This is a genomic window from Prevotella sp. tf2-5, from assembly GCF_900115435.1.
GTDB lineage: Bacteria > Bacteroidota > Bacteroidia > Bacteroidales > Bacteroidaceae > Prevotella.
On record NZ_FOWK01000002.1, the window covers coordinates 254,650 to 279,104 of the forward strand.

A 24,455-nucleotide genomic window follows, 5' to 3' on the forward strand; every position below is an offset into this window, starting at 1 on the left:
TCCACTCATTATTAGTCTTTTAAACAACCTATTGGAACAATATAAATGCCATCGTCACGGCGATAGGCAAAGGTACAAAAAACTCTTGTTATTACAAACTTTTAGAGTGATTATTTCCAAAGTTGGCTGGATTTCACTTCCAAAGTTGGCTGGTTTTTATTTTCAAAGTTGGCTTTTTCATCACGTAAAATGTGTGACGGAAATTCCGTGATGAATTGTTCGGCATTATTATCTTATAATTATCATACTATAATAATTATATTATGGTAAAGCCAACAATTAGTGACCCTATTTATCATGGGTTGTATGGAGGAAGTCTTTGCTCTTTAAATCCATTTTCAACAGGTTGCCCAACATCAGACCAACCAACTTGATGGTAGAGAAAAACTTGCCAAACAAAGCCTTAGTACGCATTCTCTTGGGAATGGCAATGAAGATAGAGAGGGAGATTATGAGGAAAAGTACCCACCATTTGATGCTCCATGAAAGATTGATGACGGTCATTAATATGGCAAAGAAACAAGAAAGTACCAAGAGTATGGAACGAGGAATCAGTGCCTGTTGCATTGTTTTGTCGATATAATGGATGTTCCCTGTCTTGATGGCGGTAGGCAAATAGGGGAGCATCAGCAAGAGACTTTGGATTTGTCCGGTCATCCAACGCAAACGCTGGCGTTGGAAATTCTCTGAACTGCTGACTTTCTCATCATAGACGGGAATATGCTCTTCATATTTGATGAATATATGCTCCTTCATCAGTTGAATCTCCATTTCCCGATCTTCGACTGCTGTCTCAAACAAACCGACATGGTTTTTAAACCATTCGTACTCAAAACACATACCAGAGCCGATGAGGGCGGAGGAGATGCCGATGGTATTATGTGCCTTGCGGAAAAGAGAGTTGTTAATCTCCTCGCTGATGCCATCTAAGACGGCAACATCATTGTCGCTGTTCTTTGCACAACGGTGGCATTGAATCGCCCGATAGCCTTGCTGACAGGAAGCATTGACTTGTTCTAAGAATTCTGGCAGAACCATATTGTCTGCATCTAAGATGATGAGATAATCATAGGACTCCTCTGTATGTTCTATGGCATATTGAAGAGCCTTTGCCTTGCTACTCTTCTCAAACTGAGGAGTGAACAAAGTGATGGGTAATTGACGCAATAACTCATTCGTCTCTTCTTGCATGTGATCAGAGATCACTCCAATGTGATAGTACTCTTTGGGATAAATCTGTTCCAGGCACTGGCGTACGGAATGGACAATAACCGCATCTTCCTTGTAGGCAGGGAAGAGGATGAGGAAGTTGGATGGCTGATGTTTGATGTCTGATGGATGAGGGCTGAGGGGGGAGGGACGGGAGGGGAAGAGGGAGACGAAAGCGTAGAAAGCGACATAGATGACAGAGGGCGCCATGAAAAGCCATAGCAACCAGTCTGTTATATGTATTGCGGTCCACATCAGTTAGTGCTAATCTTTCTTCTTCCCTTTTTGTTCCCTAATCTCAATCCAATCTGCTATTCTAGAGAGTCCTGGTATGGATTTCATAAAGACAAGGGGTGACTTGAAGAAGGTGGCATTCCAATTCTTGTCTACCAAATAGTCGGGTGTTGCCATGGCACAGACTAGCAGGGTAATAGTGAAGAGTCCCCACCATTTAAAGGCAAGGGTGGTGTAAATCATAGGCATAATGATGCTCATCAAAATGATAACAGCCATTAATACCATGCGTGGCATCAACATCCATTGAATGATTTTGTCTGCCCAGCTGTAGTGTCGATTGACTAAGGCGACGGGCAGGTATTGGATATTCTTTAATAGCGTCAGATATTGCGCTTTCAACCAGCGTCCTCTCTCCCGATTGAACTCATTTGATTCCCTCGTTTTCTCATTATAAACGTAAATCTGGTCAAAATAATCAACATGAACATGTTGACGCATCAGCATCGCGTCCAATTCCTTGTCTTCCCAAGCGGATTTGACTTTGAAGATATTGCCCTTAAACCAGTTGAAGTCAAAAGCGCAACCAGAGCCCATCAAACCAGCCGATAAGCCTACGGCGATATGTCCACGACGGAAAATAGAGTTGTTGATTTCCTCAAAGATAGCTCCCATGCGTGCTGCCGTGGTATCGCGGTTACGGGACAGAATATGAGTTTGTATTGCCTTGGTTCCTGCAGATTCAAATGCCGCATTCAAGTTTTCTAAGAACTCAGGCTCTACCAAGTCTCCTGCATCTAAGACAACGATAATATCATAAATCTTAAATTGAGGAAGGTTGTTGATGGCAAGTTGTAAATATTTTGCTTTGGTACTTTTCTCAAAATTGGGTGTCAATAAGGTAATAGGCTCTTGTGCAAGTCGCATATTTGTCATCTCATCATTGTGGTCAGAGACGACAGAGATGTCAAATTGACGTTGGGGGTATGTCTGTGCCAACATCGATCGGACTGTCTGGAGAACTCTCTTGTTTTTATAAGCAGGAATTAATATGATAAAACGGTTCTGGTGGTTAGTCTTGGGTAGTGCCCCTTTATGTGACAACATAGAAGTGATAGTAAAAAACAGCATATAGAGTACCGTCAGTACCGCAAATACAAACAATACCCAGTCAATTATATATAGTATATTCCAAAATTCCATAATTTTTATAGTTTCATAAATTGAATGATTCCGTTAAAAGTCGCCTTGGACAGGTCATTACGTCCCTGCCAACAATATTTAAGCATATCCTTTGGTGCCACAATCACCATTAGGTAGAGATAAGACACATATTTGGATATTCCCTTGACATTCCGTTTGGCAAAAAGGAGTCGGTTACGGGTGATATAGAATGTCTTCAAAGGAGATATATGCCCAGTTGTCTTGCTCTCTTTGTGGTAGACAGTACATGCAGGCTCATACCAAATCTCATAACCTGTCCGTCGTATCATGACAGACCAATCGAGTTCCTCATAATAAAGGAAATAGCATTCAGGCATTTGTCCTGCCTTTTCGACGACCTCCCTCTTTACCATCATCGCAGCTCCATGAGCGTATGGGGTGGGGTGAGGTGTATCATATTGCCCACGATCTTCCTCTCCACATCCAATAGGTTTGTTGCGCAAGGTAATATACGACAAAGGCGTATATCCCGTATATTGTATCTGTTGGTTTCCCCAACTGAACCGAATTTTAGGAGATACTATTCCTATTTCATCAGACGATTCTAATCGTTTGATGAGATGGCTGATGGCTGATGGCTGATGTATGATAGTGTCGTTATTGAGAAAAAAGAGATATTTGCCATGGGCTGCTTGGATACCAAGGTTATTACCGCCGGCAAAACCTAAATTCTCGTCGCTCCTTATGACCATCACATGAGGAAAACGGTTCTCAATTTCTGATGCTTCGTCTTGAGTAGAGGCATTATCCACCACAATTACCTCTAATGACTCGTCATCAGCAGGTAATGACTCAATCAATTCACAGGTGTCTTGCAGCCCGTTGTAATTGATAGTAATGATGGATAATAACTTTTCAACTTTCAACTTTCAATTATCAACTTAATTACACTCTCGAAGCTTTCTTCTTTTCTAATTTGAGTCGTTCTTTTTCTTCTTGTTTGGCGAGTTCTTTTGCTTCATATTCAACCCATTCCTTCTCCATGAAAGGTAAAACATAGACAATGGTCAGTCCTCCATAAAATATCAAGCAATTTGGAAATTGCATGAGTACTTGGTTTCCGTATGCACCCAATTGTATCCCAACAAAGGCGCAGCACATTCCTGCCCCAATTCCTCGTAACGAGGGACTGTCTATTTTAAATAAAACTATCCAACAAGCTCCGCCTAACATCAAGAGCATTGTGATAATAAATGTCGTAATACCAATTTTTCCAGTACGAAGCCAGATGAATACATACTCTGAATCTGGTGGAATACTAGACATTCTGGCATATTTATTATTGGCGGGAACATATTTATAATTCATGCCCAATCCAATACCCCAAGGTGCATCTTTCATATATTTACGCATCGTTTGCTGATTAATAGTACGAACATTGGCTGATTTGTCTTTAGGATCAAGAGCAGAACGCATACGACGAATTTGTTGATTACTGCCACCAATATTTGTAAAAGCAAGAATAATGTATGAAAATACAAAAAATAATGTCACAGAGACAGCAATCTTAATGGATTTGGAGAGAAAAATATATACCATTATTCCTGCACCTAAACATGCTATTGCCGTACGTGTTCCAGTTTGGAACATTGCCCATACACAAATAAATCCTGTTATTAAAAAAAAGTAACGATGTTTTTTAATTTTACTTGTGATTCCGATGATAAAAAATACTATCGCGGCACAAGCAATTCCTTCTCCATAATTTGCGGCATCACTATAAAAAGAAAAATTACGAATCAAGGTTCCACCTTGTAATACATGGGTCACACTATTTGCCAACCATGCATTTTCGGCAGCACTATATCCAAAATGTAATTGTTTCCAAGTGTACGCTGCTGCTAGAATGGATAGTCCTGCCCAGAAAAAAATATATTGGACAAGTCTTTTAGTATTATTAATATAAATGGTGAAGACCAAGAAAACATACATAATCTGGAAAGCCATCATACGAGCCCCTTGATACCACGCCCCTATATTGATCCCTAATCCACAGGTGTCGTTTAAAACCTCCAAAGTACAAAAACCGCACCAAATGAAAAGTGCATATAGCATAAGGTTAAATGTTCGATCGAAATGAGGTGTCTGACGTGCATCCATAATTGCCACAGCTAGTAGGACAATCTCCAATCCTTCAACCACTATTGATATCGGTAGACCATTAGGTAATAAATGATTTCTATCAAGACCAAATACGATGTAGTTAAAGACGCATAGTGTCCAGAATACTGCCATAGGGTATTTAAAAGCAATATATCCAAAAACTATAATAAGTGGAGTTGCGCATACTAAGGCATAGGCACTGAACCCTGCTGAAATGAACTGGTAAATGGCTAAACCAAACAAGAGAAAGAGCAATATTGCTCTTCCTCCCGTTTCTTGCGTATATGTCGCAAAGTTTTTTATCATTTATTTGGCGTGATTATTTTCAACAGCAGTCAAACCTAACTGGGACATACGATATACAAAGTTGTTAAACTTGGTATAAGGTGGTAATTGTCCGACGAACTCCTCTACCGCATAACGGCTTGCTTCGGTCAGGTACATAAAGAGACTGTCTTTATGCTCCTCATCCAACATTGCCTCTACTTCCTTCAAAGCTTTCTGGTCGACATCCTTCCAGGTGCGGTTGGCACGTGTCACCATCAAATTGACGGTTGCCATATTCAAAAGGGCAGGAGATATGGAGTTCTCGTCCAAGTTAGGATATTCGATGATAGCGATCTCTTCTGGTAAGATATCCGGACAAAGGTCTTTGATGCCGTTTGCCATGATGAACTTGCTGTCTTCGGCAAGGAAATCTTCATCGTATGTCAGACGGCGAACTTGCAAACCAATGGAAATCCAGTAATTCTCCAATTCCTGCGCCAAGAAACTCTTACCATTTCCGGAGTCGGTGGATAACAGGTTGAGGACGTTCTGCTGTCCTTCCTTGAACTTAGGTAGTAATGCCTTACTGAGCTGACGGAGCGACATGTCAGCAATCGTCTTGTTGAAACGGCGATAGCGCAGATTGCTCTCTTTCGGATAACAGCCCATGACAGGTATCTTCGTGATACGCTCAGAGCGCATACGGTCACGCAAGGTGCGGTCGAGCAGTTCGATGATAAAGAACCATAATGCCGTTAACATGAAGGTGAGCAGGAAAGCACCCAACAAAATCATCAGACGGTTGGTAGGTTGTGCATTCAACGGGAACATCGGTGGGTTCAATACACGCAAGGTTGCAGTAGACATCTGCAAATTCTTTTGACGCAGACGAGCTGCATTCAATGCTTTTAGCATCTCCATATAATTGCCCTCCACAAATCCTATGTGACGTGACTTACGATCCAACGTTGCTCCGATAGGAGAATAAAACAGATATTGACGATCCAAATCTTGTTTCATAATATCGGTAGCCGACATTTCGGCACGTGCTTTCTCCATCAAAAGCATCTGCTCCAACCAGCGATCAATCATGGTATTTGCTTTGACACCCGTCTCTGTACTATAGGTTCCAGCCTCAATCTCATGAGTCAAATCTTTAACATGATTTGTAGTTGTTTGCAACTCACGTTGTGCTTTCTGCATCTCTTCTTGTGCCTCATTGTTGAGGTCGCCGCCTTCTCCAGCCATCAAACGAAGGTTGGAGATACGGGACTGTAAACGGGAAATATCCTTAATATGATCCGTAAACTGCTTGTTGGCACGAATGACTCGGGCACGGTCGCCTAATTGCCGCTCCAGATAGTCCATCAACGCCTTGGAGGTGGTGTAGTCCATCAACTGTTGGTTACGGAAATTTTGCTGTTGCATTTCCAGAATGGTCAGTTGCTTAGTTTGTTCGCCATAGTTAATGATGCGTTTGGAGATATTGTAACGAATCAAATCATCTTCTGCTCCTGTTAAAATACGGTACAAACGTGCCACCTCACGCTCAAAGAACTTGATGACGTTGTTGGTCTCACCAAAGCGAAGTTGCTGGTAATGACGAGCAAAAACCTCGTTTAAAATGTCCAAAGTGTTATAGGCAATACCTGCGTCATTTGCTGAATAGCCAATATCAATAATATCACTATGTTGCAATTGCATGACTTTCAATCTTGCCGTGATGTTGTTGATACCAAAATAAGGATGGTAATTCAGAAGACCAAAGAGGTAGTTGTCCTGTGAAGGCTTCTCGTATGCCTTTAAATTGGCGTACGTTGCCGACTCACTATTGTGATTAATCAAAGCCTTGACATCAGCAGGGACAGAGGCATTCAACTGACGGAAATGCTCGGCAGAGATGTAGTTGTTATCCTTGTTGGGGTTACCATACATCATACAGCGGGCAAACAAACGCAAAGAGACTTCACGAATCGTGTTCTCCGTCGTGATAATCAGCATCAGGTTTGTGATGTTGGTCTGTGGATTACCACCAGCAATTCCAGAGCCTCCTTCAATGTTATACCCCGTGATCATACCCGTATAAATCGTGGTGTTGGTGTCATAAATACGCTCCATGTGACGGGTCATAAACCAAGCGACAACTAATGCGATTAGTGGTAAAATGACTAGATACCAACGAATTTTGTATAAAAAACGAACGATATATCTAAATAAATCCATAGCCTTTTATTTTATCGTTTATTATTTTCTTCTACTGCTTTTCTCGTATGCTCGTGCTGCTTTGGCAGATTTTGCCGCTTCACGTGCTGTAATCCTATCGGATTTCGCCTTTGCTTCTTTCTCCGCTTTTTCTAACTGCTGATAACGCTTCTCATCTGCTTTTACCTCTTTGGCAATACGTTTCTCCAAAGCTTTGTTTTCGCGGCGAATTTGTTTTTCGGATTTATGAATGGTACCATCTAAGGTCACCTCCGTCGTTGCATTGGTGATGATAGGAGTGCGGGATATAATCTCTAAGGTGAGGATATCTGTGATAATCTCTGTTTGTAAGTTTTGATAAGTTGACACCGTACTCATTTCATGCAGTTTTGTCCATGCATAATCTTCAATGGACATATTTCCCTGGTGGAAATCTTCCTGATTCAATGCACCGGCTCCTTGATAGGCAGCAGCACCCTCACTTGCTGTTTTTAGGGTCACCAAAGCATTGGTGATTTTTGCATAGAGTGTACTAATCTGAAGTTTCAAATCCTCAAATTTGATATCTTTGTCCAATTTTGCCTTATCTGCCTCTAAACGTTTACGCTTGATGGCGGATCCATAATCCAGAATGTCTTCTAATGGCAAGTTCAGGTTAACACCTACATTCCAATAGGATTGTTCCGTACCGTTTTTAGACTCAAAGATAGGCACAAAATTCATGGTTCCTGTCTGATTGTTCGTCATTTGACCATACACATCAGTCTTACCATAACTATAACTGGCATGGGCATGGACGTATGAGAAAATGTGACGTTTCTGTTTGGCTACCTCAGCCCTGGCAAGTTGTTCTGATTTTTCCATTGACAGAATCTGTGGATTCTGTTTGGCATTCTCAAAGAGAACAGACAATGGAGGCAGGTGGAACGTTGAGAAATTCAAGGTAGCCTCTTCGCTTGAGTCAAAGAAACCTGCACTGATACCGCTCTCATCTAATGACTGTGCCTGCATGGTCAACCCTAAGCATGCTACGGTAGTCAGTAATAGTAAACGTTTTATTTTGTTCATTTTTGTTTGGGTTTATCTGCGGTGTTAAACGTTTTCTTTCTGTACAAATGTAAATAAGGTACGGAAGATAATCTTCATGTCCAACATGAAGTTGTAAGTCTGTCCGTAGGTAATATCCAGTTGCTTGCGCTCTTCAGCAGACATGTTGCCGCCCTTGCCCCGCTCCTCGACCTGCCAGAGTCCTGTCAGTCCAGCGGGAGCCATGAAGCGGTCGATACTGGTGTCGGCAGTCAGCTTCTCTGCCTCGTAAAGTGGGAGAGGACGGTTGCCGACGATTGACATGTCACCTTTCAGGATGTTAAAGAGCTGTGGAAGCTCGTCGATACTGTATTTACGTATGAACTTACCCACCTTGGTGATGCGGGGATCGTTCTCAATCTTCACAAAGGCATTGTTGTTCTCTTCTTCTTTCTGCTTGTTGAAGTCACTCTCTGCCACAACGAAGTCGTCACCAATCAGCATGATCTCCTCGTCACTGATCATCATTCCGGACTCCATACCCATATTCAGCATATCCTGTTCAGCCTCTTCACCAAGTGGTGCCGTAATGGTCTTATGATCCTCCTCTTCCTCTTCTTTTTCCGCATACTGATTGCTGGACTTACTCAAATCTTTGAGCCGATCCTCTGCATCTGTGTACATGCTGCGGAATTTCAGGAAGTCGAAGATGGTGTAGTTGGTTCCTACCCGCTTGGACTTAAACAAGACAGGCCCCTTGCTCTCCAACTTGATGGCGATTGCCGTCAGTATGAAAATCGGGGAGAGGATGATAATGGCAAGTCCTGAGAACACAATGTCAAAGAGGCGTTTCCATACAGGAATCTTGAACTTCAGGATCTTGTATTTAGGAGCCTCGTCATCGAACAGGATGTTCTCACGGTCAGAGATAAACTGAATCTTCTTGTTCAATGCCGTGACAGAAGCGTCTTTGTTGATGGTGTCGTTCACACCACACTTCATATAGATGCCACGCTCCTCCGGTGTCATGTTGTCGGTCAGGAGAATGATATAGACATTACGGCATTTCTTGCGCAGATAGGTGATCGCGGTAATATCCTCACTACGGACATTACGCTCAAAGAAGACGATAAAGTGCTCATTGGATACGTGTGGGGTACATACCTGAGCAGCGTCCTTATAGGCATTTGCCATACGGACCAGTTGCCCCGGGATGTATTTGAGCCTTTCCTGTGTCTTTGGATTGTTACCTAAGTAAACAACACCTATCATATTTTATATATATACTATATCAATAATTAATTGGGAAGAATCTTTTTGACACGAATTTTCAACTCCATGGGGTTGAATGGTTTGACGATATAATCGACTGCGCCAATCTCCAGCAAACGGATACGCTCACTGGTGGAGTCCTCACTGGAGAGCATGATTACAGGAATATGGCGGAATAGCTCGTTCTGCTTGATCCACTCCAAGAAGTCGTCACCACGCATACCAGGCATACGGATATCAGAGATAATCAAGTCCGGTGTGTTTCCTGCCTGAAGCCATTTCACGCCTTGCAAACCATCAGGCAACCACTGTACATCATAGTCGCTCATCAAGTAGATGGAGAGAACCTTGGCGATGGTCTCTTTGTCATCAAGAATTAATATTTTTTTCTTCATATATGAATAAAACTTAGTTCACGCTTATATTGTTCCAATGTGCAAAGGTAAAAAAATATTTTTAATTGTAGTCAAATAATGATAAAAAAATGCCAAAAAAGAAGAAAAAAGTTGGTTTTTAAAAATATTTTAAAGAAATTTGGGGTCATAAACGTAATTTTAATGTTATAGTTAATTTTTTATCAAATTATGTCAAAGAGATATTTATTAGGTATTGATGTCGGCAGTTCTTCTGTAAAGACATCATTGGTGGACGCAGACAGTGGTAAATGTGCAGCATCAGCATTCTTTCCCGAGAAAGAGGCTCCTATTACTGCTGTGAAAGCCGGTTGGGCGGAACAGGATCCGCAGATGTGGTGGAACAACATGAAGCTTGGTTTGAAGAAAATCATGGCTGATGCAGGTGCCACCGCCGAGGATGTCAAGGCAATCGGTATTTCCTACCAGATGCACGGTCTGGTCTGTGTGGACAAAGACTTGCAGGCACTGCGTCCTTCTATTATCTGGTGTGACTCCCGTGCGGTGCCCTATGGCGAGAAGGCTTTCAACGACTTGGGGGCTGACCAGTGTCTGACCCATTTGTTGAACTCTCCTGGTAACTTCACGGCAGCCAAACTTGCCTGGGTGAAGGAAAACGAACCAGAGATTTTCGACAAGATTTACAAGATCATGTTACCGGGTGACTATATCGCTATGCGTCTCTCCGGTGTTGCCAATACAACGGTGAGTGGTCTCTCCGAGGGTATGTTCTGGGATTTCAAAAACAACCAGGTTGCTGATTTCCTGATGAAATACTATGGATTCGACTCCTCTCTGATTGCTGATATCGTACCGACATTCGGTATTCAGAGTGAGGTAAGTGCTGCCGCAGCCTCAGAACTGGGACTGAAAGCTGGTACACCTATTTCATATAGAGGTGGTGACCAGCCCAATAAAGCTCTGTCATTGAATGTGCTCAATCCTGGCGAGATCGCCGCTACGGCAGGAACATCTGGTGTGGTATATGGTGTCTTGGGAGAGGTGAACTATGACAAACAGAGTCGTGTGAATACCTTTGCCCATGTCAATCATACCGCCCAGCAGACTCGTCTTGGTGTATTACTGTGTATCAACGGAACAGGTATCCTCAACGCTTGGGTTCACCGTAACATCACACCGGATGTCGGCTATGCGGAGATGAATGACCTGGCAGCCTCTGTGCCCATCGGCAGTGAAGGCGTGACAATCGTTCCTTTCGGTAATGGTGCTGAGCGTGTCCTTGAGAACAAGGAGATCGGATGCTCTGTCAATGGCTTGAACTTCAACAAGCATAATAAGGCACATTTGGTGCGTGCAGCCCAGGAGGGTATTGTGTTCTCCTTCTGCTATGGTATGGAGATCATGCAGCAGATGGGTATGGATATCCGGAATATCCATGCGGGAAAAGCGAATATGTTCTTGAGTCCGTTGTTCCGTAATACCCTGGCAGGTGTCAGTGGCGCCACCATCGAACTTTATGATACGGATGGCTCTGTAGGTGCTGCCAAAGGTGCAGGTATGGGTGCTGGTATCTATAAGGATAACAACGAGGCATTCGCCACACTGGACAAGTTACAGGTCATCGAACCAGAGGAGGCTAATCGTGCGGAGTATCTGGCAGCGTATGCCCGTTGGAAAGAGACATTGAACGAGAAACTTTGACAACTGCGGTTGTGATGATAATAGGGGCGGTTATAACCGCCCCTATTTTATTGATATTCCTTTGCCTCCCGTTTACCTTGCAATACGGCAAGGGCATTGAGGGCAAGTGCTTCCATCTCATCCTCACCAGGGAACACATAGACAGGGGCGAGGAATCCAATGCGACGGCGAAGCTCACTGACTATATATTCACTATGTGCCATACCACCTGTCAGCAGGATAGCGTCTATCTGTCCACAGAGGACGGCAGACTCACTGGCTATCTGTTTAGCGGTATGGTAAAGCATGGCGTCCACCAGCAGTTGGGCATGCTCGTCTCCTTGATGAATACGTTCCAAGATTTCCCGCATATTATTCGTACCCAAATGTGCGGTTAGTCCCGCTTGTCCCGCAATACGCTTCAGGAGTTGTTTCTCAGTATATTTCCCACTGAAGCAGAGTCGTATCAGATCTGCTGCGGGAAGACTGCCGGCACGCTCGGGAGAGAGTGGCCCCTCACCGTCCAGTGCGTTATTGGCATCAATGGCACGACCGTGTTCGTGGGCAGCCACACTGATACCCCCGCCGAGATGACAGATAATCAGGTTCAAGTCTTCGTATTCCTTGCCGATACCACGGGCATAGCGACGAGCAATAGCACGCTGGTTAAGGGCATGCCAGATACAGATACGTGGCATGATGGGCGATCCGCTGATGCGGGCGAGGGGAGTCAGTTCGTCCACGACGCCAGGGTCGGCAAAGAAAGAACGGCATCCTGGAATGGTGGCAGCGATCTCATGGGCGATGAGACAGCCGAGGTTGCAGGCGTGGTTATGCATCACACAACCATGCAGGGTGTCGTCAATCATCTTCTGGTTGATCTCGTAGACACCACCGGCAATGGGCTTGACCAGTCCGCCCCTTCCAATCACCGCGTCAAAATCCAATGGGATATTTGCCTGCTGGAGTTCATCGAGTACCAGCTGGCGACGGAAAGACTGTTGTTCCGTGATATCCCCGAAAGGCGCCAGCTCTTCGGCTGTATGGGCGATGTGCCGGAGTAATATCGGCTTCTCATCTTTATATACAGCCATCTTGGTGGAGGTGGAACCGGGATTGATGACTAATATCTTCATAGGGCTGCTAAGGCAAGTGAGTAATATTTGGAGTCAGGACTGTCTGCACGGGAAGATACTACACAAGGACAGAGGGTCCCCTGTAATACACCAGCTGTCTTCGCATAGGCAAAGAGAGTCAAGGTCTTGTAAAAAACATTACCAGCTACGATATCGGGGAAGATCAGGGCATCCGCCTGTCCGTCGATGATACTGTGAATCCCTTTCTCATGCAGGCTGACAGCATCAAGCGATGTCTTCAGGTCAAGGGGACCATCGATGATGCAATGTCCGAAACATCCTGTCTGTGCCTCAGCGATAATCTCTAGATAGTCCGTTGTATAGGGAAACGCCTTGGCGCTCACTTTCTCTGCACAATGAATGAGTGAGATGCGTGGCTCCTCAATGCCCATGGCGTGACACACATAGTTCATGTAATGAATCTGCTGGCGTCGTTGGGCGGGAGTAGGGACCGGGATGACAGCGGCATCGGTGAAGAAAAGCAGTTTCTCGTATTTGGGAATCTCTGCCATCGCCACATGGGTCAATACGTGTCCCGGGCGGATGATTCCTTTTTCCTTGTCCAAGATGGCACGAAGAAGTACGTCCGTATTGATCAATCCCTTCATCAGGATATCTGCCTCACCATTCCTGCAGAGTGCTACTGCCTGTCGGGCACAAGCCTCCTTGTCGTCACCATCTATATAGATAGGTTCTATAAACCCCATCTCTTTGCCTTTCTCTACAGCGTATCGTGTACTGGCATCACTGGCGGATACGACAGCGACACGCTTACGGTCTCCCCGTTCTCGCAGGAAGATAATCATGTCATTCAAGGTCTTGATAGGTTGCATAGGCTTTTGTTTTAATTATTCTAAGGATTCTAGTTGACCGAGAGGGCTTTAGTTGAGGCTGTCCTGATACCACTCGAAAAGTTTACGGACACCCTCGTCTATCTCCACTTTATGATGCCAACCCAGAGAGTGCAGTTTGCTCACATCAATCAGTTTCCGCATGGTACCATCAGGCTTGCTGGCATCAAACTCCACTGTTACCTCAAAACCGACAGCTTTGACAACCAGTTCCGAGAGCTCCCGGATAGTCAGTTCCTTACCCGTTCCCACATTGATATGACAGTTGCGGATCTCACCCAGTGACGGGATGGCTCCACCACGACCGGCACTATGGTTGCGGTCGACGGCACCATCGGTGCTGGCACCGTAATGTACGGAGGAGTATTTCTCGATGCCAATGACATCCTTGAAGTCCACATTCAGCAACACATGGACGGAGGCATCCGCCATATCCTCGCTCCACAGGAACTCACGGAGTGGCGTACCGGTGCCCCAGAGGACGACTCGGTTATCAAAGATGCCATATTTGGCTAGTTTTGATAAAACCTCGTCTCGATGTGAGATGTATGAAGGCAGATGGCTGAGAAGACCTTCGCCGGTGACACCTTCTACTGGTCGTTTGTTTAGGTCAACGGCAATCTTTTCCCAGGCACCATCGTGTATCAACTTCGCTAGATAGACCTTACGCATCATGGCAGGCATCACGTGACTGTTCTCCAAGTGGAAGTTGTCATTAGGACCATACAGGTTGGTGGGAATCACGGCAATATAGTTAGTGCCATACTGCAGGTTATAACTCTCACACATCTTCAGACCTGCAATCTTCGCAATGGCATATTCCTCGTTGGTGTACTCCAGGGGAGAGGTCAACAGACAGTCCTCCTTCATGGGCTGGGGAGCATTCTTCGGATAGATACAGGTACTACCGAGGAATAACAGTTTCTTCACCCCATGGGCATACGCCTCACTGATGACATTACACTGAATCTTCATGTTCATCATGATGAAGTCGGCACGATACAGTGAGTTCGCCATGATACCACCCACAAAGGCAGCGGCAAGGACCACCGCGTCCGGCTGTTCATCATCAAAAAACTTCCTGACTGCCACCTGGTCCGTCAAGTCCAACTCCTTGTGCGAACGTCCTACGAGGTTCTCGTAACCACGAGCCTTCAGGTTATTCCATATCGCAGACCCAACGAGTCCATTGTGTCCAGCTACATATATTTTACTGTTTTTTGCTAACATCGTGAGAAAACACTCTATTAACCTTGTCCACAGAATTGTTTGATACGCTGTTCCTCTGAGAGCTTGCAAATAAGCAGGGTATCATTGTTCTCTGCCACGATATAGCCATCAAGTCCCTGAATGACCACCTTCTTCTCTTGGGCGGTATGAACCATGCAGTTATGCGACTCTATCATGGAGATGTCCGAACCGATACAGGCATTTCCGTAAAGATCCTGTTTGGTATTCTGCAACAGGGAACCCCATGTGCCAAGGTCACTCCATCCGAAGTCGGCAGGACAGACGAAAATCTCTTCTGCCTTCTCCATGATAGCGTAGTCTACGGATATATTCTCGCATTCAGGGAATAAACGGTTAATCTCCTCCTGTTCCCGGTCTGTGCCATAGACAGGCAACAAGGACTCAAAAATCTTCGCCATGGCAGGCTGGTAGATACGGAAGGCATTAACGATGGTCGACACGTTCCAAATGAAAATGCCGGCATTCCAGAAATAGTTGTTCTTGCTGATATACTGCTTGGCTGTGGCAAGGTCGGGCTTCTCACGGAAAGAGTCTACACGGAAGATTCCCTTGTTACGCAGTGAGTTGCTGGATAAAGCGGCTTGTATATAGCCATAACCCGTTTCTGGACGATTCGGTTTCATGCCCAAGGTGACAATGGCATCACTATCATAGGTAAATTCCATGCATTCTGTAATGACTCGCTGGAACTCGCTGGTATTCAGTACGATATGGTCGCTAGGGGATACTACGATATTCGCTTTTGGATCGGTAGACTTAATACGCCAGCTGACATAAGCAATACAGGGTGCTGTGTTACGGCGACAAGGTTCACAGAGGATATGGTTGCGTGGCATCTCTGGCAACTGTTTGGCAACGATGTCCACATATCTCTGGTTGGTCACTACCCATACGTTCTCACGGGGGATGATAGTGTCAAAGCGGTCAACAGTCAGTTGGAGAAGGGTCTTGCCGATACCCAGAACATCAATAAACTGTTTGGGATTCTCCTCAGTACTCATCGGCCAGAAACGACTTCCAACGCCTCCTGCCATGATGACCAAATGGTTGTTAATTCTTGCCATAGTGATAATTTCTAATAATTATTTGGCAAAAATACAAAAAATATTCGATAAGAACGAATATTAATCGGTTTTTCTTTTCAGAAGGTGCCGGATAACGAAATAGGCGATGGCTAACAATACCAGTGCGATGATGATGATCTTGATGTACTCAGCATACTCACTGATTTTGTCGTTGAGCTGGTCCTCTGGGACGATGGCATGCAGATACCAGCCTAGGGCGGCAAGGATACTGTGCCATACTCCTGCACCGATTGTCGTGTAAAACAAGAATTTCCAGTAGTTCATCTTTGCCAGACCTGCGGGAATGGAGATGAGGTGACGGATACCGGGAATCAGTCGTCCGGTCAAAGTCGCCACCACACCATGGTCGTCGAAGTATTTCTCACTTTTCTCTACTTTCTCTTGGTTCAACAGGCACATCTTCCCCCATTTGCTGTTGGCAAAACTGTAGATGACGGGTCTGCCGACATAATAGGCGACAACATAATTGATGGAAGCGCCAAGGTCTGCTCCGATGGTGGCGAAGAGAATCACCAGGAAAACATCCAAGTTTCCACCTGCGGCATGATAAGCTGCTGGTGTCACCACAAACTCTGAGGGGACAGGAACCACGGTGCTCTCCAGGAGCATCAGGAACAGGATTGTTCCATAATTGAGATTGGAAAGGAGGGAAGAGATGAAATTCATTTTCTAAGTTTTTGATACATATACTGATAATAATCTGTTACCGCCATGTCCTCAGGGAAGAGATGCCCTAACACCGTTTTTGCCTCATGTGGGTTACGCTCCACGGCAATACGGAGATATTTGAGAAACTCTTCTTTGTAGCCAAGGTCACAGCAACATAGTGCAAGATAGGAATACCCCTGATCGTATTGGTCATCGACAATCAATGAGAAGAATTTCTTGAACATCTCATAGGCGGCTTTCACATATTGATTGTCGTAGAGAGACACGATGATACGAATGATGATACCTGGGTCTTCATCGGAACGCTTGATGGCATCCTTGAATACTTCTTCCGCTTCATCTCTCTTGCCATTCTCCAGCAGGATATGCCCTTTCAATACCTGCATGTCAATATGGTCACAATCAAGGTCTTGTGTCTCATCGATATAGTGTATCGATTCCTCCAGACGGCGAAGGGCACTATAGCAGAAAGCCAGTTCTTGATAGATCTGTACAAGAGTCTGGGAGTCACGAGGACATACTGTCAATGCCTGTTGGAGGACAGCCAGTGCCTCCTCAGTTCGGCGAAGGTTGAACAAGCAGGATCCTTTGTGTAAAAGACTGAGCTCATCGGGTCCGGATATCTCTCCGTAGCGGTCGTAATAGCGTATGGCTTCCTCAAAGTTCCCTAGCCGGAACAACGCATTGGCTTTATTGAGGACTCCCTCCGGGTCATCAGGGTCAATGGCTATCGCATATTCACTGCTGGTAATAGCACCACTAATATCGTCATTCATTAACTGGGTGCTCGCCAAGGCATTCCAATATCGTTTAGAATAAGGATCCTTGTCCAGAAGCTCATTGAAGATACGTTCACTGTCCTTAAACTTCCCCAGTCCGAAGAGGGTGCGTGCCATCAGTTCTTTGAAATCATTACTGTCGTCACCTGTACTGCGCATAATCCACTCATACGCCTTGTCGTTCAGTCCGTAATCAAAGAAGATATTGGCAATATCCATGACAGAGTCCTGATACTCATCTGGTGGTACCGTCTTGAAATACTGGCGAAGATAAGTGTCTGCTTCCTCCACCAGGTCCTGTGCCATCAACAGTTCTGCCTGCATATAGTGGTACTCTGGGTCGTCCTTGCTTTCAATTTGAGCGATATATTCCCGGGCTGAGTCGATGTCGCCTGTCGTCAAAGCCTCACGTGCCTTGAAGACATTAGGGAGAGTGGCGTTCGGATATAATGACAACGCATAGTCTATCGTCTCATCGGCTTTTTTTTCTTTTCCCATGAAATGATAGTAATCAGCAATATCAGCCAAATCATCGGCATCCATAAAGAGAGGATGCCCTGACTTGACTGATTCCTCGTAATCGTTCAGGGTATTCCTGAACTCCTCGCTGTCAAAATAGTCGTCGCCTGTTTTCTTCATTATTTATTCATCTTCGCCCAGGTGTCCTTCAGCCCAACAGTCTTGTTGAAGATGAGATGTCCTTCCTTAGACGACTCATCGAGTGTGAAGTAACCAATGCGCTGGAATTGCAGGAAGTCACCAGGTTTCTTTTCCGTGAGGTATTGTTCTACGTAACAGTTCTGCAGTACAGTCAGCGAGTCCGGGTTGAGTAACTCACGGAAGTCACGCTCGTCGGCACCGGGATTCTCCACGGAGAACAGACGGTCGTAGAGGCGTACCTCTGCGGGTACAGCATTCTGACAACTCAGCCAGTGTAATGTCTTTCCCTTAATCTTACGGTCAGCACCAGGTTGTCCACTGCGGGTCTCTGGATCGTAGGTGGCATAAATCGTCGTGACATTTCCCTCAGCATCCTTGTCACAGGGATATTCCTCGTCACATTTGATAATATAGGCATTCTTCAGACGTACCTCTTTGCCAGGTGCCAGACGCATGAATTTCTTCTCGGCAATTTCCATGAAATCGTCGCGCTCTATCCATAACTCACGGCTAAATGTGATGGTATGCTTACCATCTGCCTCATTCTCAGGATTGTTAACAGCTTCCATCTGTTCTGTCTTTCCCTCGGGATAGTTGGTGATGACGAGTTTCACAGGATTCAATACGGCAGAGACACGGCACGCTTTCTTGTTCAGGTCGTCACGGACAGCTGCCTCCAACAATGCGTAGTCATTCAGCGCGTCGAATTTGGTGTATCCGATAGACTTGATGAAGTTACGGATACTCTGTGCGGAATAGCCACGACGGCGCATACCACAGACAGTCGGCATACGAGGGTCGCTCCATCCGTCTACCAGTCCCTCATCCACCAAAGCCTTCAACTTACGCTTGGACATCACGGTGTAGGTGAGGTTCAGGCGGTTGAACTCTATCTGGCGGGGACGATATGCTGTCTGTCCCTCTTTTTCTTGTAGGAAGTCTACAAACTTATCATAAAGTGGACGATGGGGAACGAACTCCAGTGTACAGATAGAGTGGGTGACACCTTCAAAATAGTCGCTCTGTCCATGGGCGAAGTCATACATTGGGTAGCAGTGCCATTTGGTACCAGTACGATGATGAGGTATCTGAATGATACGGTAGATAATCGGGTCACGGAAGTGCATGTTCGGGTTTGCCATGTCGAGCTTGGCACGTAATACCATGGAGCCCTCCACAGCCTCTGGTGTGTTCATCTGGCGGAACAGACGAAGGTTCTCCTCAATGGGACGGTCACGGAACGGACTAGGCCTTCCTGCCTGTGTCGGTGTTCCTTTCTGTTCCGCAATCTGCTCAGAGGTCTGCTCATCAACGTATGCGAGTCCCTTTTCAATGAGCCAGATAGCGAAATCCCATAATTTATCAAAATAATCGGAGGCATAATAAACGTTCTCCCAGTGGAAACCAAGCCACTTGATGTCGTTCATGATGTTCTCCACATATTCGGTATTCTCCTTGGTAGGATTGGTGTCATCGAAACGAAGATTACAGATTCCGCCGAATTTCTCCGCAACACCGAAGTCCATGCAGATAGCCTTGGCATGTCCGATATGTATATATCCGTTGGGCTCTGGTGGGAAACGGGTCTGTATTCTACCTCCGTTCTTACCTGCGGAGAGGTCGCCCTCCACCATTTGCTCCACGAAACTGAGACTCTTTTTCTCTTCGCCCTCAGTCATTTTCTTCTCTTCTATCATGATATATTAAACGTTTAATTGGGTGTGCAAAGGTACGAAAAAGTTTAGAGTTTATAGTTGAAAGTTTAGAGTTTTTTTGTTGTTTACCAAAAATATGTTATTTAACATAAGAAATAATTTGCGTGGGTATCAAAAAGGCAGTACCTTTGCCAACGTTATCCTGAATACAATCTTTTTACCTTAAAAAAGGACTAATACCGATTAAAAAATGCCCCTCGCTGTGAAGCAAGGAGCATTTTTTATTTAATACCTCTCTCGTTGAGTGCTTTGCTGTATTTCGCCGCATTCTTCAGATGCTCGGGATACGTCTTGGCGAAGTTATGGGTCCCGGAGAAGTCTTCTTTGGCACACATATACAGATACTCATGACTTACATGATTCAGAACGGCGTCAATACCCTTGATGGAGGCGATCTTAATGGGACCGGGAGGTAGTCCTTCGTTCTTATAGGTATTATAAGGACTGTCAATCTTGAGCATGTTGTTATAAATACGTTTGATGGCGAAGTCTTTGAGGGCAAACTTGATCGTGGGGTCAGCCTGTAATGGCATGTGCTGTCTCAGTCGGTTGATATACATTCCCGCAATCATGGGCTTCTCTGCTGTATTGGCAGTCTCCTCATCGATGATAGAGGCAAGGGTAGCTACCTCATTGGGAGATAATCCTATCTTCCGGGCTTTTGCCGTACGTCCCCCATTCCAAAAACGGTCATGCTCTTTCTTCATACGCTCCAGCAGCCCGTCAATGCTCACATTCCAGTAGATGTCATAAGTGTTGGGTACGAACATCGCAGAGATGGTACAAGTGTCATAGCCGTATTTCCCACAGGTCTCCTGAGAATGGAGCGCATCAGCGATAGCGGCAGAGTCAAGCATCAGTTTCTTACCCAATATCGCAGCAAGCCTGTCCATGGTCCTTGCCTCGGGAATTGTCAGGTTGAGACTCTCCTGTCGCCCGCTCTTCAGGTGGCGGTAGATGGTAACAGCTCCCTCTCCTTTCTTGATGGCATACCGTCCTGTCTTGATGTGATCGCCATAGTCGGCGTGACGCAACAAGGTTTGAAGTCCTGCCATAGCGGTAGGATAAGCTATCGGCTTGATCTTTGCGATGACACTGTCTTGGGTGTCGTCTTCATCTATATATATATAATGTGTCTCTTCTAATGTTGATACCCCCTTGAAGAAGAAATAGAAAGGGAGCCCTATTACCAATAGCAATCCTATGGCAGCAGGGATGAGATATCTCTTATAACCTGAAATCTTCATGTCTTTTTTGTTTTTACCCTGCAAAGATAATAAAAGTTTGGAGTTTGTAGTCTATAGTTTAGGATTTTTTCGTAACTTTGCCAAAAAGTTAGGAAAACATGAAGCTAAGATTCAGTATCAGATACCATACCGCATGGGGAGAGAGCCTCCATGTGAATATCGCCTATCATAGTCAGGACGGTACTGTCAAGAAATATAACTTGCTGATGCAGACAGAGGACGGAGAGCTATGGACTTTGGAGACGGCTGCCTTGGAGTCACGCCAGCATCCGCTTTCACATATTATATATATGTATCAGGTGGAGGATGCGGATGGTCACCTGTTGCGTCGTGAGTGGGACTTGGTGCCACGTATCTACCATTTTGACACGTCGAAAGACTATCTGTTCCCAGACCAATGGCGTGACCTGCCACTACCATATCATCTGTATACCAATGCTTATCTGACGACGGTTCATGGTCGTACCAATGAGCATGTTGAGGCGTTACGCCTCCCATTGTTCCGGCGTACCATCACCTTCCGTGTCTCCGCACCCCAGTTGCAACCAGGACAAGCTGTTGCTATCTGCGGAAGTCATCCTGCCATCGGCAGCTGGAATACTTCCCGTTATCTTCGGATGGAATATGCCGGGCAGCATGAGTGGATGCTCACCGTCAATGCGCTGGGTATGATCTTCCCGCTGGAGTATAAATATGTGGTGGTGGATGATCAGACGCATGCCTTTGTTGGATGGGAAGAGGGTGATAACAGAGTGATAGACAACAACCTACAGTCTATGACTAACAGTCAGGAGCTTATCAGCGACGGACAAGTGCTGGTGTTGTATGGTGAACAGTTACGCCTGAAAGAGCAGACCTGGCGTGCCGCCGGTGTCTCTATACCCGTATTCTCCCTGCGGAGTGAGCATAGCTATGGAGTGGGGGATTTCGGTGATCTCAAACGATTGGTCGACTGGGCTGAGCAGACGGGTATGAGCATTATTCAGATTCTACCAGTCAATGATACGACTGTCAGTCATGGGTGGCAAGACTCTTATCCCTATAATATTATCAGTGTCTTCGCCCTCCATCCACATTATGTTGATCTAGAGGCGGCAGGTTCTTTGAAGTCACGTCAGCAGATGATTCAGTTCCACCGTCGTCAACAGGAGCTCAATGCCTTGTCATATAGTGACTATGAGGCAGTTGACCGTGTCAAGCAGGAGTATCTGACACAACTCTTTGAGGAACAGAAAAAGAGTATTATGGCTTCCATGTGTTTTAAGGAGTTTGTCCATGATAACGCAGAATGGCTCAAACCTTATGCGGCTTTTCGCGCTGAAGATTATGATTATGTTTGTTTCGTGCAAATGCTGTTGCATACGCAGTTAAAGGAAGCTGCTGACTATGCCCGCTCCAAGGGTATCGTCCTTAAAGGCGACCTGCCTATTGGAGTGAACCGTGAAAGTGTGGAGACCAAGGTACATCCTGATCTGTTTCATCTTGACAGTCAGACAGGGGCTCCGCCAGATGCTTTTACGAAACAAGGTCAGAACTGGGGATTCCCAACCTACCATTGGGGGAACGAGGATTCACCCTCTTCTCTTGTAAACTGGTTCCACCTGCGACTGAAACATATGGCGCAGTATTTCGATGCCATACGTATCGATCATGTGCTGGGCTTTTTCCGTATTTGGGAGATCCCAGAGGAGGCTGTTGATGGTGTCTTGGGACATTTCTCACCAGCTTTGCCGCTTACTATTGCTGAAATAGAGTATTTCGGTCTTTCTTTCCGAAAAGAGCTCTATACGAAACCGTTTATTAATGACCGCCTCATCAATCGCCTCTTCGGTATACATGCCCAGTATGTCCGTGACAACTTCTTAGTGCGTAAGGCATATAATCTTTATGACTTACAGGAACCGTACGATACCCAGCGTAAGGTGGTCGCTTATTTTGCTGACCGGCGTGATGAAAGCAGTCTGTGGATACGAGACGGACTGTTGCGCTTGATCAGTGATGTGCTTTTTGTGGAGGATCCTCGTCAGTCAGAGATGTACCATCCACGGGTTGGGGCACTCCATGAGCCTATCTATGAGGCACTGAGTAATGAGGATAAGGATGCCTTTATGCGACTATACAATAACTATTTCTACCAGCGTCATTCCATCTATTGGGGACAACAGGCTCTCAAACGGTTGCCGGCTATCCTGAAAGACTCCCGCCTACTTGTCTGTGCTGAGGATCTTGGAATGTTGCCAGACTGTGTGGAGCCTGTGCTTGACCAATTGCGTATCCTTACCCTTGAGATTCAGCAAATGCCTAAGCAGCAGGGCTTTGAATTCGCCCATCTGGAGGCAAATCCTTATCGTTCCGTTGCCACCATCTCTACCCATGACATGTCGCCCTTACGGCTATGGTGGCAGGAAAATCCGGAGCTTCGTCAGCGTTTCTGTGTTACGATGCTACAAAAAGAGGGACGTGCCCCAGAGCAGTTGCCGGCTTTCTTGGCGGAGGAAATTATCGCACGCCATCTCTATTGTCCGTCGATGCTCTGTATCTTGTCCTTGCAAGATTGGCTCGCCATGGACGGCGAGCTACGCTCCAAACATCCACAGGAAGAGCGTATCAACATCCCCAGTGATCCTTATAATCGCTGGAAATACCGCATGCATCTCACTATCGAGCAGCTTATGGCTGCCGATCGGTATAATCATAAGGTACGTACGATGATAGTCCGCAGCAAACGCTGCAACTCCTGACTCTATCCTCCGAAATATGTCTCTAGCTCTGTGGCTGCACTTGCTTCCTCATTGGGCAGGTCACGGATGATGACGCCATGTTCCAATAATGCTATACGTGTTGAGATGTCAACTGTATGCTGAAGGTTATGACTTGAGATCAGCAGGGTCGCTCCTGTCTCACGGGAATAGTCAGTAAGGACGTGCTTGAGAGTGAGCTGGCTCGATGGGTCGAGGAAATTAAAAGGCTCATCGAGGATGACAATGTCCGGACGGCGGAAGAGGGCAGAGATGATGCCAACTTTCTGTTTGTTTCCTGCAGAGAGGTTGCGGATGAGTTTCTTCTGCCCGAAGATCTCACCAGCGGCAAACTGCTCGAAATCCTTCTGTCGCTCATCCACCTGTTGCTGTGTCATACCAGAAATCTTGCCTAGGAAAGCAAAATACTCCTCTGGGGTAAGAAAATCGATGAGGAAACCCTCGTCGATATAGGCTCCTACCTGTTGCTTCCATGCCTCACTGTCGGCAGGATTGATATCATTGATAGAGACGGTCCCCTCGTCCGCTTTCAGCAGGTCAAGAAGAAGGCGGAAGAGTGTCGTCTTCCCGGCACCGTTGTTACCTACGAGACCGAGGATGTCACCATCGTTAATGGTGAACCGCTCGATATCGCAGGCAACGGTATCGCCGAATTGTTTCTTGAGGTTTTCTATTTTGATCATAATTTTATAGGTCCAATAGTTCCTATAGT

The 24,455-nt window shown here is 45.6% G+C and carries 19 protein-coding genes; 2 read left to right on the top strand and 17 right to left on the bottom strand.

What is annotated here, in order from left to right; translation table 11 throughout:
- Positions 1-288 precede the first annotated feature (288 nt).
- The 8 genes from BM257_RS03025 to BM257_RS03060 are packed head-to-tail and all read right to left on the bottom strand — an operon-like array spanning position 289 to position 9,932.
- A complete protein-coding gene (locus BM257_RS03025; protein WP_092068119.1) occupies positions 289-1,464 on the bottom strand; it encodes a glycosyltransferase family 2 protein in 1,176 nt (391 codons plus the stop codon).
- Between the two features lie 9 nt (positions 1,465-1,473).
- Entirely contained in the window at positions 1,474-2,646 is a 1,173-nt protein-coding gene (locus tag BM257_RS03030) for a glycosyltransferase family 2 protein (protein WP_092068121.1), read from the bottom strand.
- Between the two features lie 5 nt (positions 2,647-2,651).
- On the bottom strand, positions 2,652-3,533 hold the full coding sequence (locus BM257_RS03035) for a glycosyltransferase family 2 protein (RefSeq protein WP_092068123.1): 882 nt from the start codon (positions 3,531-3,533) through the stop codon (positions 2,652-2,654).
- A gap of 19 nt (positions 3,534-3,552) precedes the next feature.
- A complete protein-coding gene (locus BM257_RS03040) occupies positions 3,553-5,076 on the bottom strand; it encodes an O-antigen ligase family protein (protein ID WP_092068125.1) in 1,524 nt (507 codons plus the stop codon).
- A complete protein-coding gene (locus BM257_RS03045) occupies positions 5,077-7,260 on the bottom strand; it encodes a GumC family protein (RefSeq protein WP_092068127.1) in 2,184 nt (727 codons plus the stop codon).
- Between the two features lie 21 nt (positions 7,261-7,281).
- Entirely contained in the window at positions 7,282-8,307 is a 1,026-nt protein-coding gene (locus BM257_RS03050; RefSeq protein ID WP_092068129.1) for a TolC family protein, read from the bottom strand.
- 24 nt (positions 8,308-8,331) lie between these two features.
- Positions 8,332-9,537, bottom strand: coding sequence for a sugar transferase (locus BM257_RS03055; RefSeq protein ID WP_092068131.1), 1,206 nt, complete (start codon positions 9,535-9,537; stop codon positions 8,332-8,334).
- Positions 9,538-9,563: 26 nt separating this feature from the next.
- Positions 9,564-9,932, bottom strand: coding sequence for a response regulator transcription factor (locus BM257_RS03060; protein WP_072289623.1), 369 nt, complete (start codon positions 9,930-9,932; stop codon positions 9,564-9,566).
- A 189-nt stretch (positions 9,933-10,121) separates the two neighbouring features.
- On the opposite strand from BM257_RS03060, the gene BM257_RS03065 reads away from it, so the two are divergent.
- Complete coding sequence (locus BM257_RS03065) at positions 10,122-11,612, top strand: xylulokinase (protein ID WP_092068133.1); 1,491 nt, start codon at positions 10,122-10,124, stop codon at positions 11,610-11,612.
- A 47-nt stretch (positions 11,613-11,659) separates the two neighbouring features.
- Here BM257_RS03065 and buk read toward each other — a convergent pair whose 3' ends face one another.
- The 8 genes from buk to mltG all read right to left on the bottom strand — a co-directional run bounded on the left by buk (position 11,660) and on the right by mltG (position 20,984).
- On the bottom strand, positions 11,660-12,727 hold the full coding sequence (buk, locus tag BM257_RS03070; protein ID WP_092068135.1) for a butyrate kinase: 1,068 nt from the start codon (positions 12,725-12,727) through the stop codon (positions 11,660-11,662).
- A complete protein-coding gene (locus BM257_RS03075) occupies positions 12,724-13,560 on the bottom strand; it encodes a phosphate acyltransferase (protein ID WP_092068137.1) in 837 nt (278 codons plus the stop codon). Before BM257_RS03075 ends, buk begins: the two co-directional genes overlap by 4 nt.
- A 48-nt stretch (positions 13,561-13,608) precedes the next feature.
- A complete protein-coding gene (locus BM257_RS03080) occupies positions 13,609-14,808 on the bottom strand; it encodes a GDP-L-fucose synthase family protein (protein ID WP_092068139.1) in 1,200 nt (399 codons plus the stop codon).
- Positions 14,809-14,825: 17 nt separating this feature from the next.
- The gene (locus BM257_RS03085) at positions 14,826-15,893 is read right to left on the bottom strand and encodes a mannose-1-phosphate guanylyltransferase (RefSeq protein ID WP_092068141.1); all 1,068 of its coding nucleotides are present in this window, start codon (positions 15,891-15,893) and stop codon (positions 14,826-14,828) included.
- A 60-nt stretch (positions 15,894-15,953) separates the two neighbouring features.
- Positions 15,954-16,580: a DedA family protein gene (locus BM257_RS03090; protein ID WP_092068143.1), complete on the bottom strand. Its 627-nt coding sequence runs from the start codon at positions 16,578-16,580 to the stop codon at positions 15,954-15,956.
- Positions 16,577-18,001, bottom strand: a complete 1,425-nt coding sequence (locus tag BM257_RS03095) for a tetratricopeptide repeat protein (protein WP_092068145.1) — start codon at positions 17,999-18,001, stop codon at positions 16,577-16,579. The genes BM257_RS03090 and BM257_RS03095 overlap by 4 nt, the downstream gene beginning before the upstream one ends.
- On the bottom strand, positions 18,001-19,719 hold the full coding sequence (locus BM257_RS03100) for a glutamine--tRNA ligase/YqeY domain fusion protein (RefSeq protein WP_092068147.1): 1,719 nt from the start codon (positions 19,717-19,719) through the stop codon (positions 18,001-18,003). Before BM257_RS03100 ends, BM257_RS03095 begins: the two co-directional genes overlap by 1 nt.
- A gap of 239 nt (positions 19,720-19,958) precedes the next feature.
- The gene (mltG, locus tag BM257_RS03105; protein ID WP_092068149.1) at positions 19,959-20,984 is read right to left on the bottom strand and encodes an endolytic transglycosylase MltG; all 1,026 of its coding nucleotides are present in this window, start codon (positions 20,982-20,984) and stop codon (positions 19,959-19,961) included.
- 98 nt (positions 20,985-21,082) lie between these two features.
- On the opposite strand from mltG, the gene BM257_RS03110 reads away from it, so the two are divergent.
- Positions 21,083-23,725 carry a 4-alpha-glucanotransferase gene (locus tag BM257_RS03110; RefSeq protein WP_092068151.1) on the top strand — a complete coding sequence of 881 codons (2,643 nt, stop codon included), beginning with the start codon at positions 21,083-21,085 and terminating at the stop codon, positions 23,723-23,725.
- Positions 23,726-23,727: 2 nt separating this feature from the next.
- Here the strand turns inward: BM257_RS03110 and BM257_RS03115 are convergent, their stop codons facing one another.
- Positions 23,728-24,426, bottom strand: coding sequence for an ABC transporter ATP-binding protein (locus tag BM257_RS03115; protein WP_092068153.1), 699 nt, complete (start codon positions 24,424-24,426; stop codon positions 23,728-23,730).
- Positions 24,427-24,455: the final 29 nt, after the last annotated feature.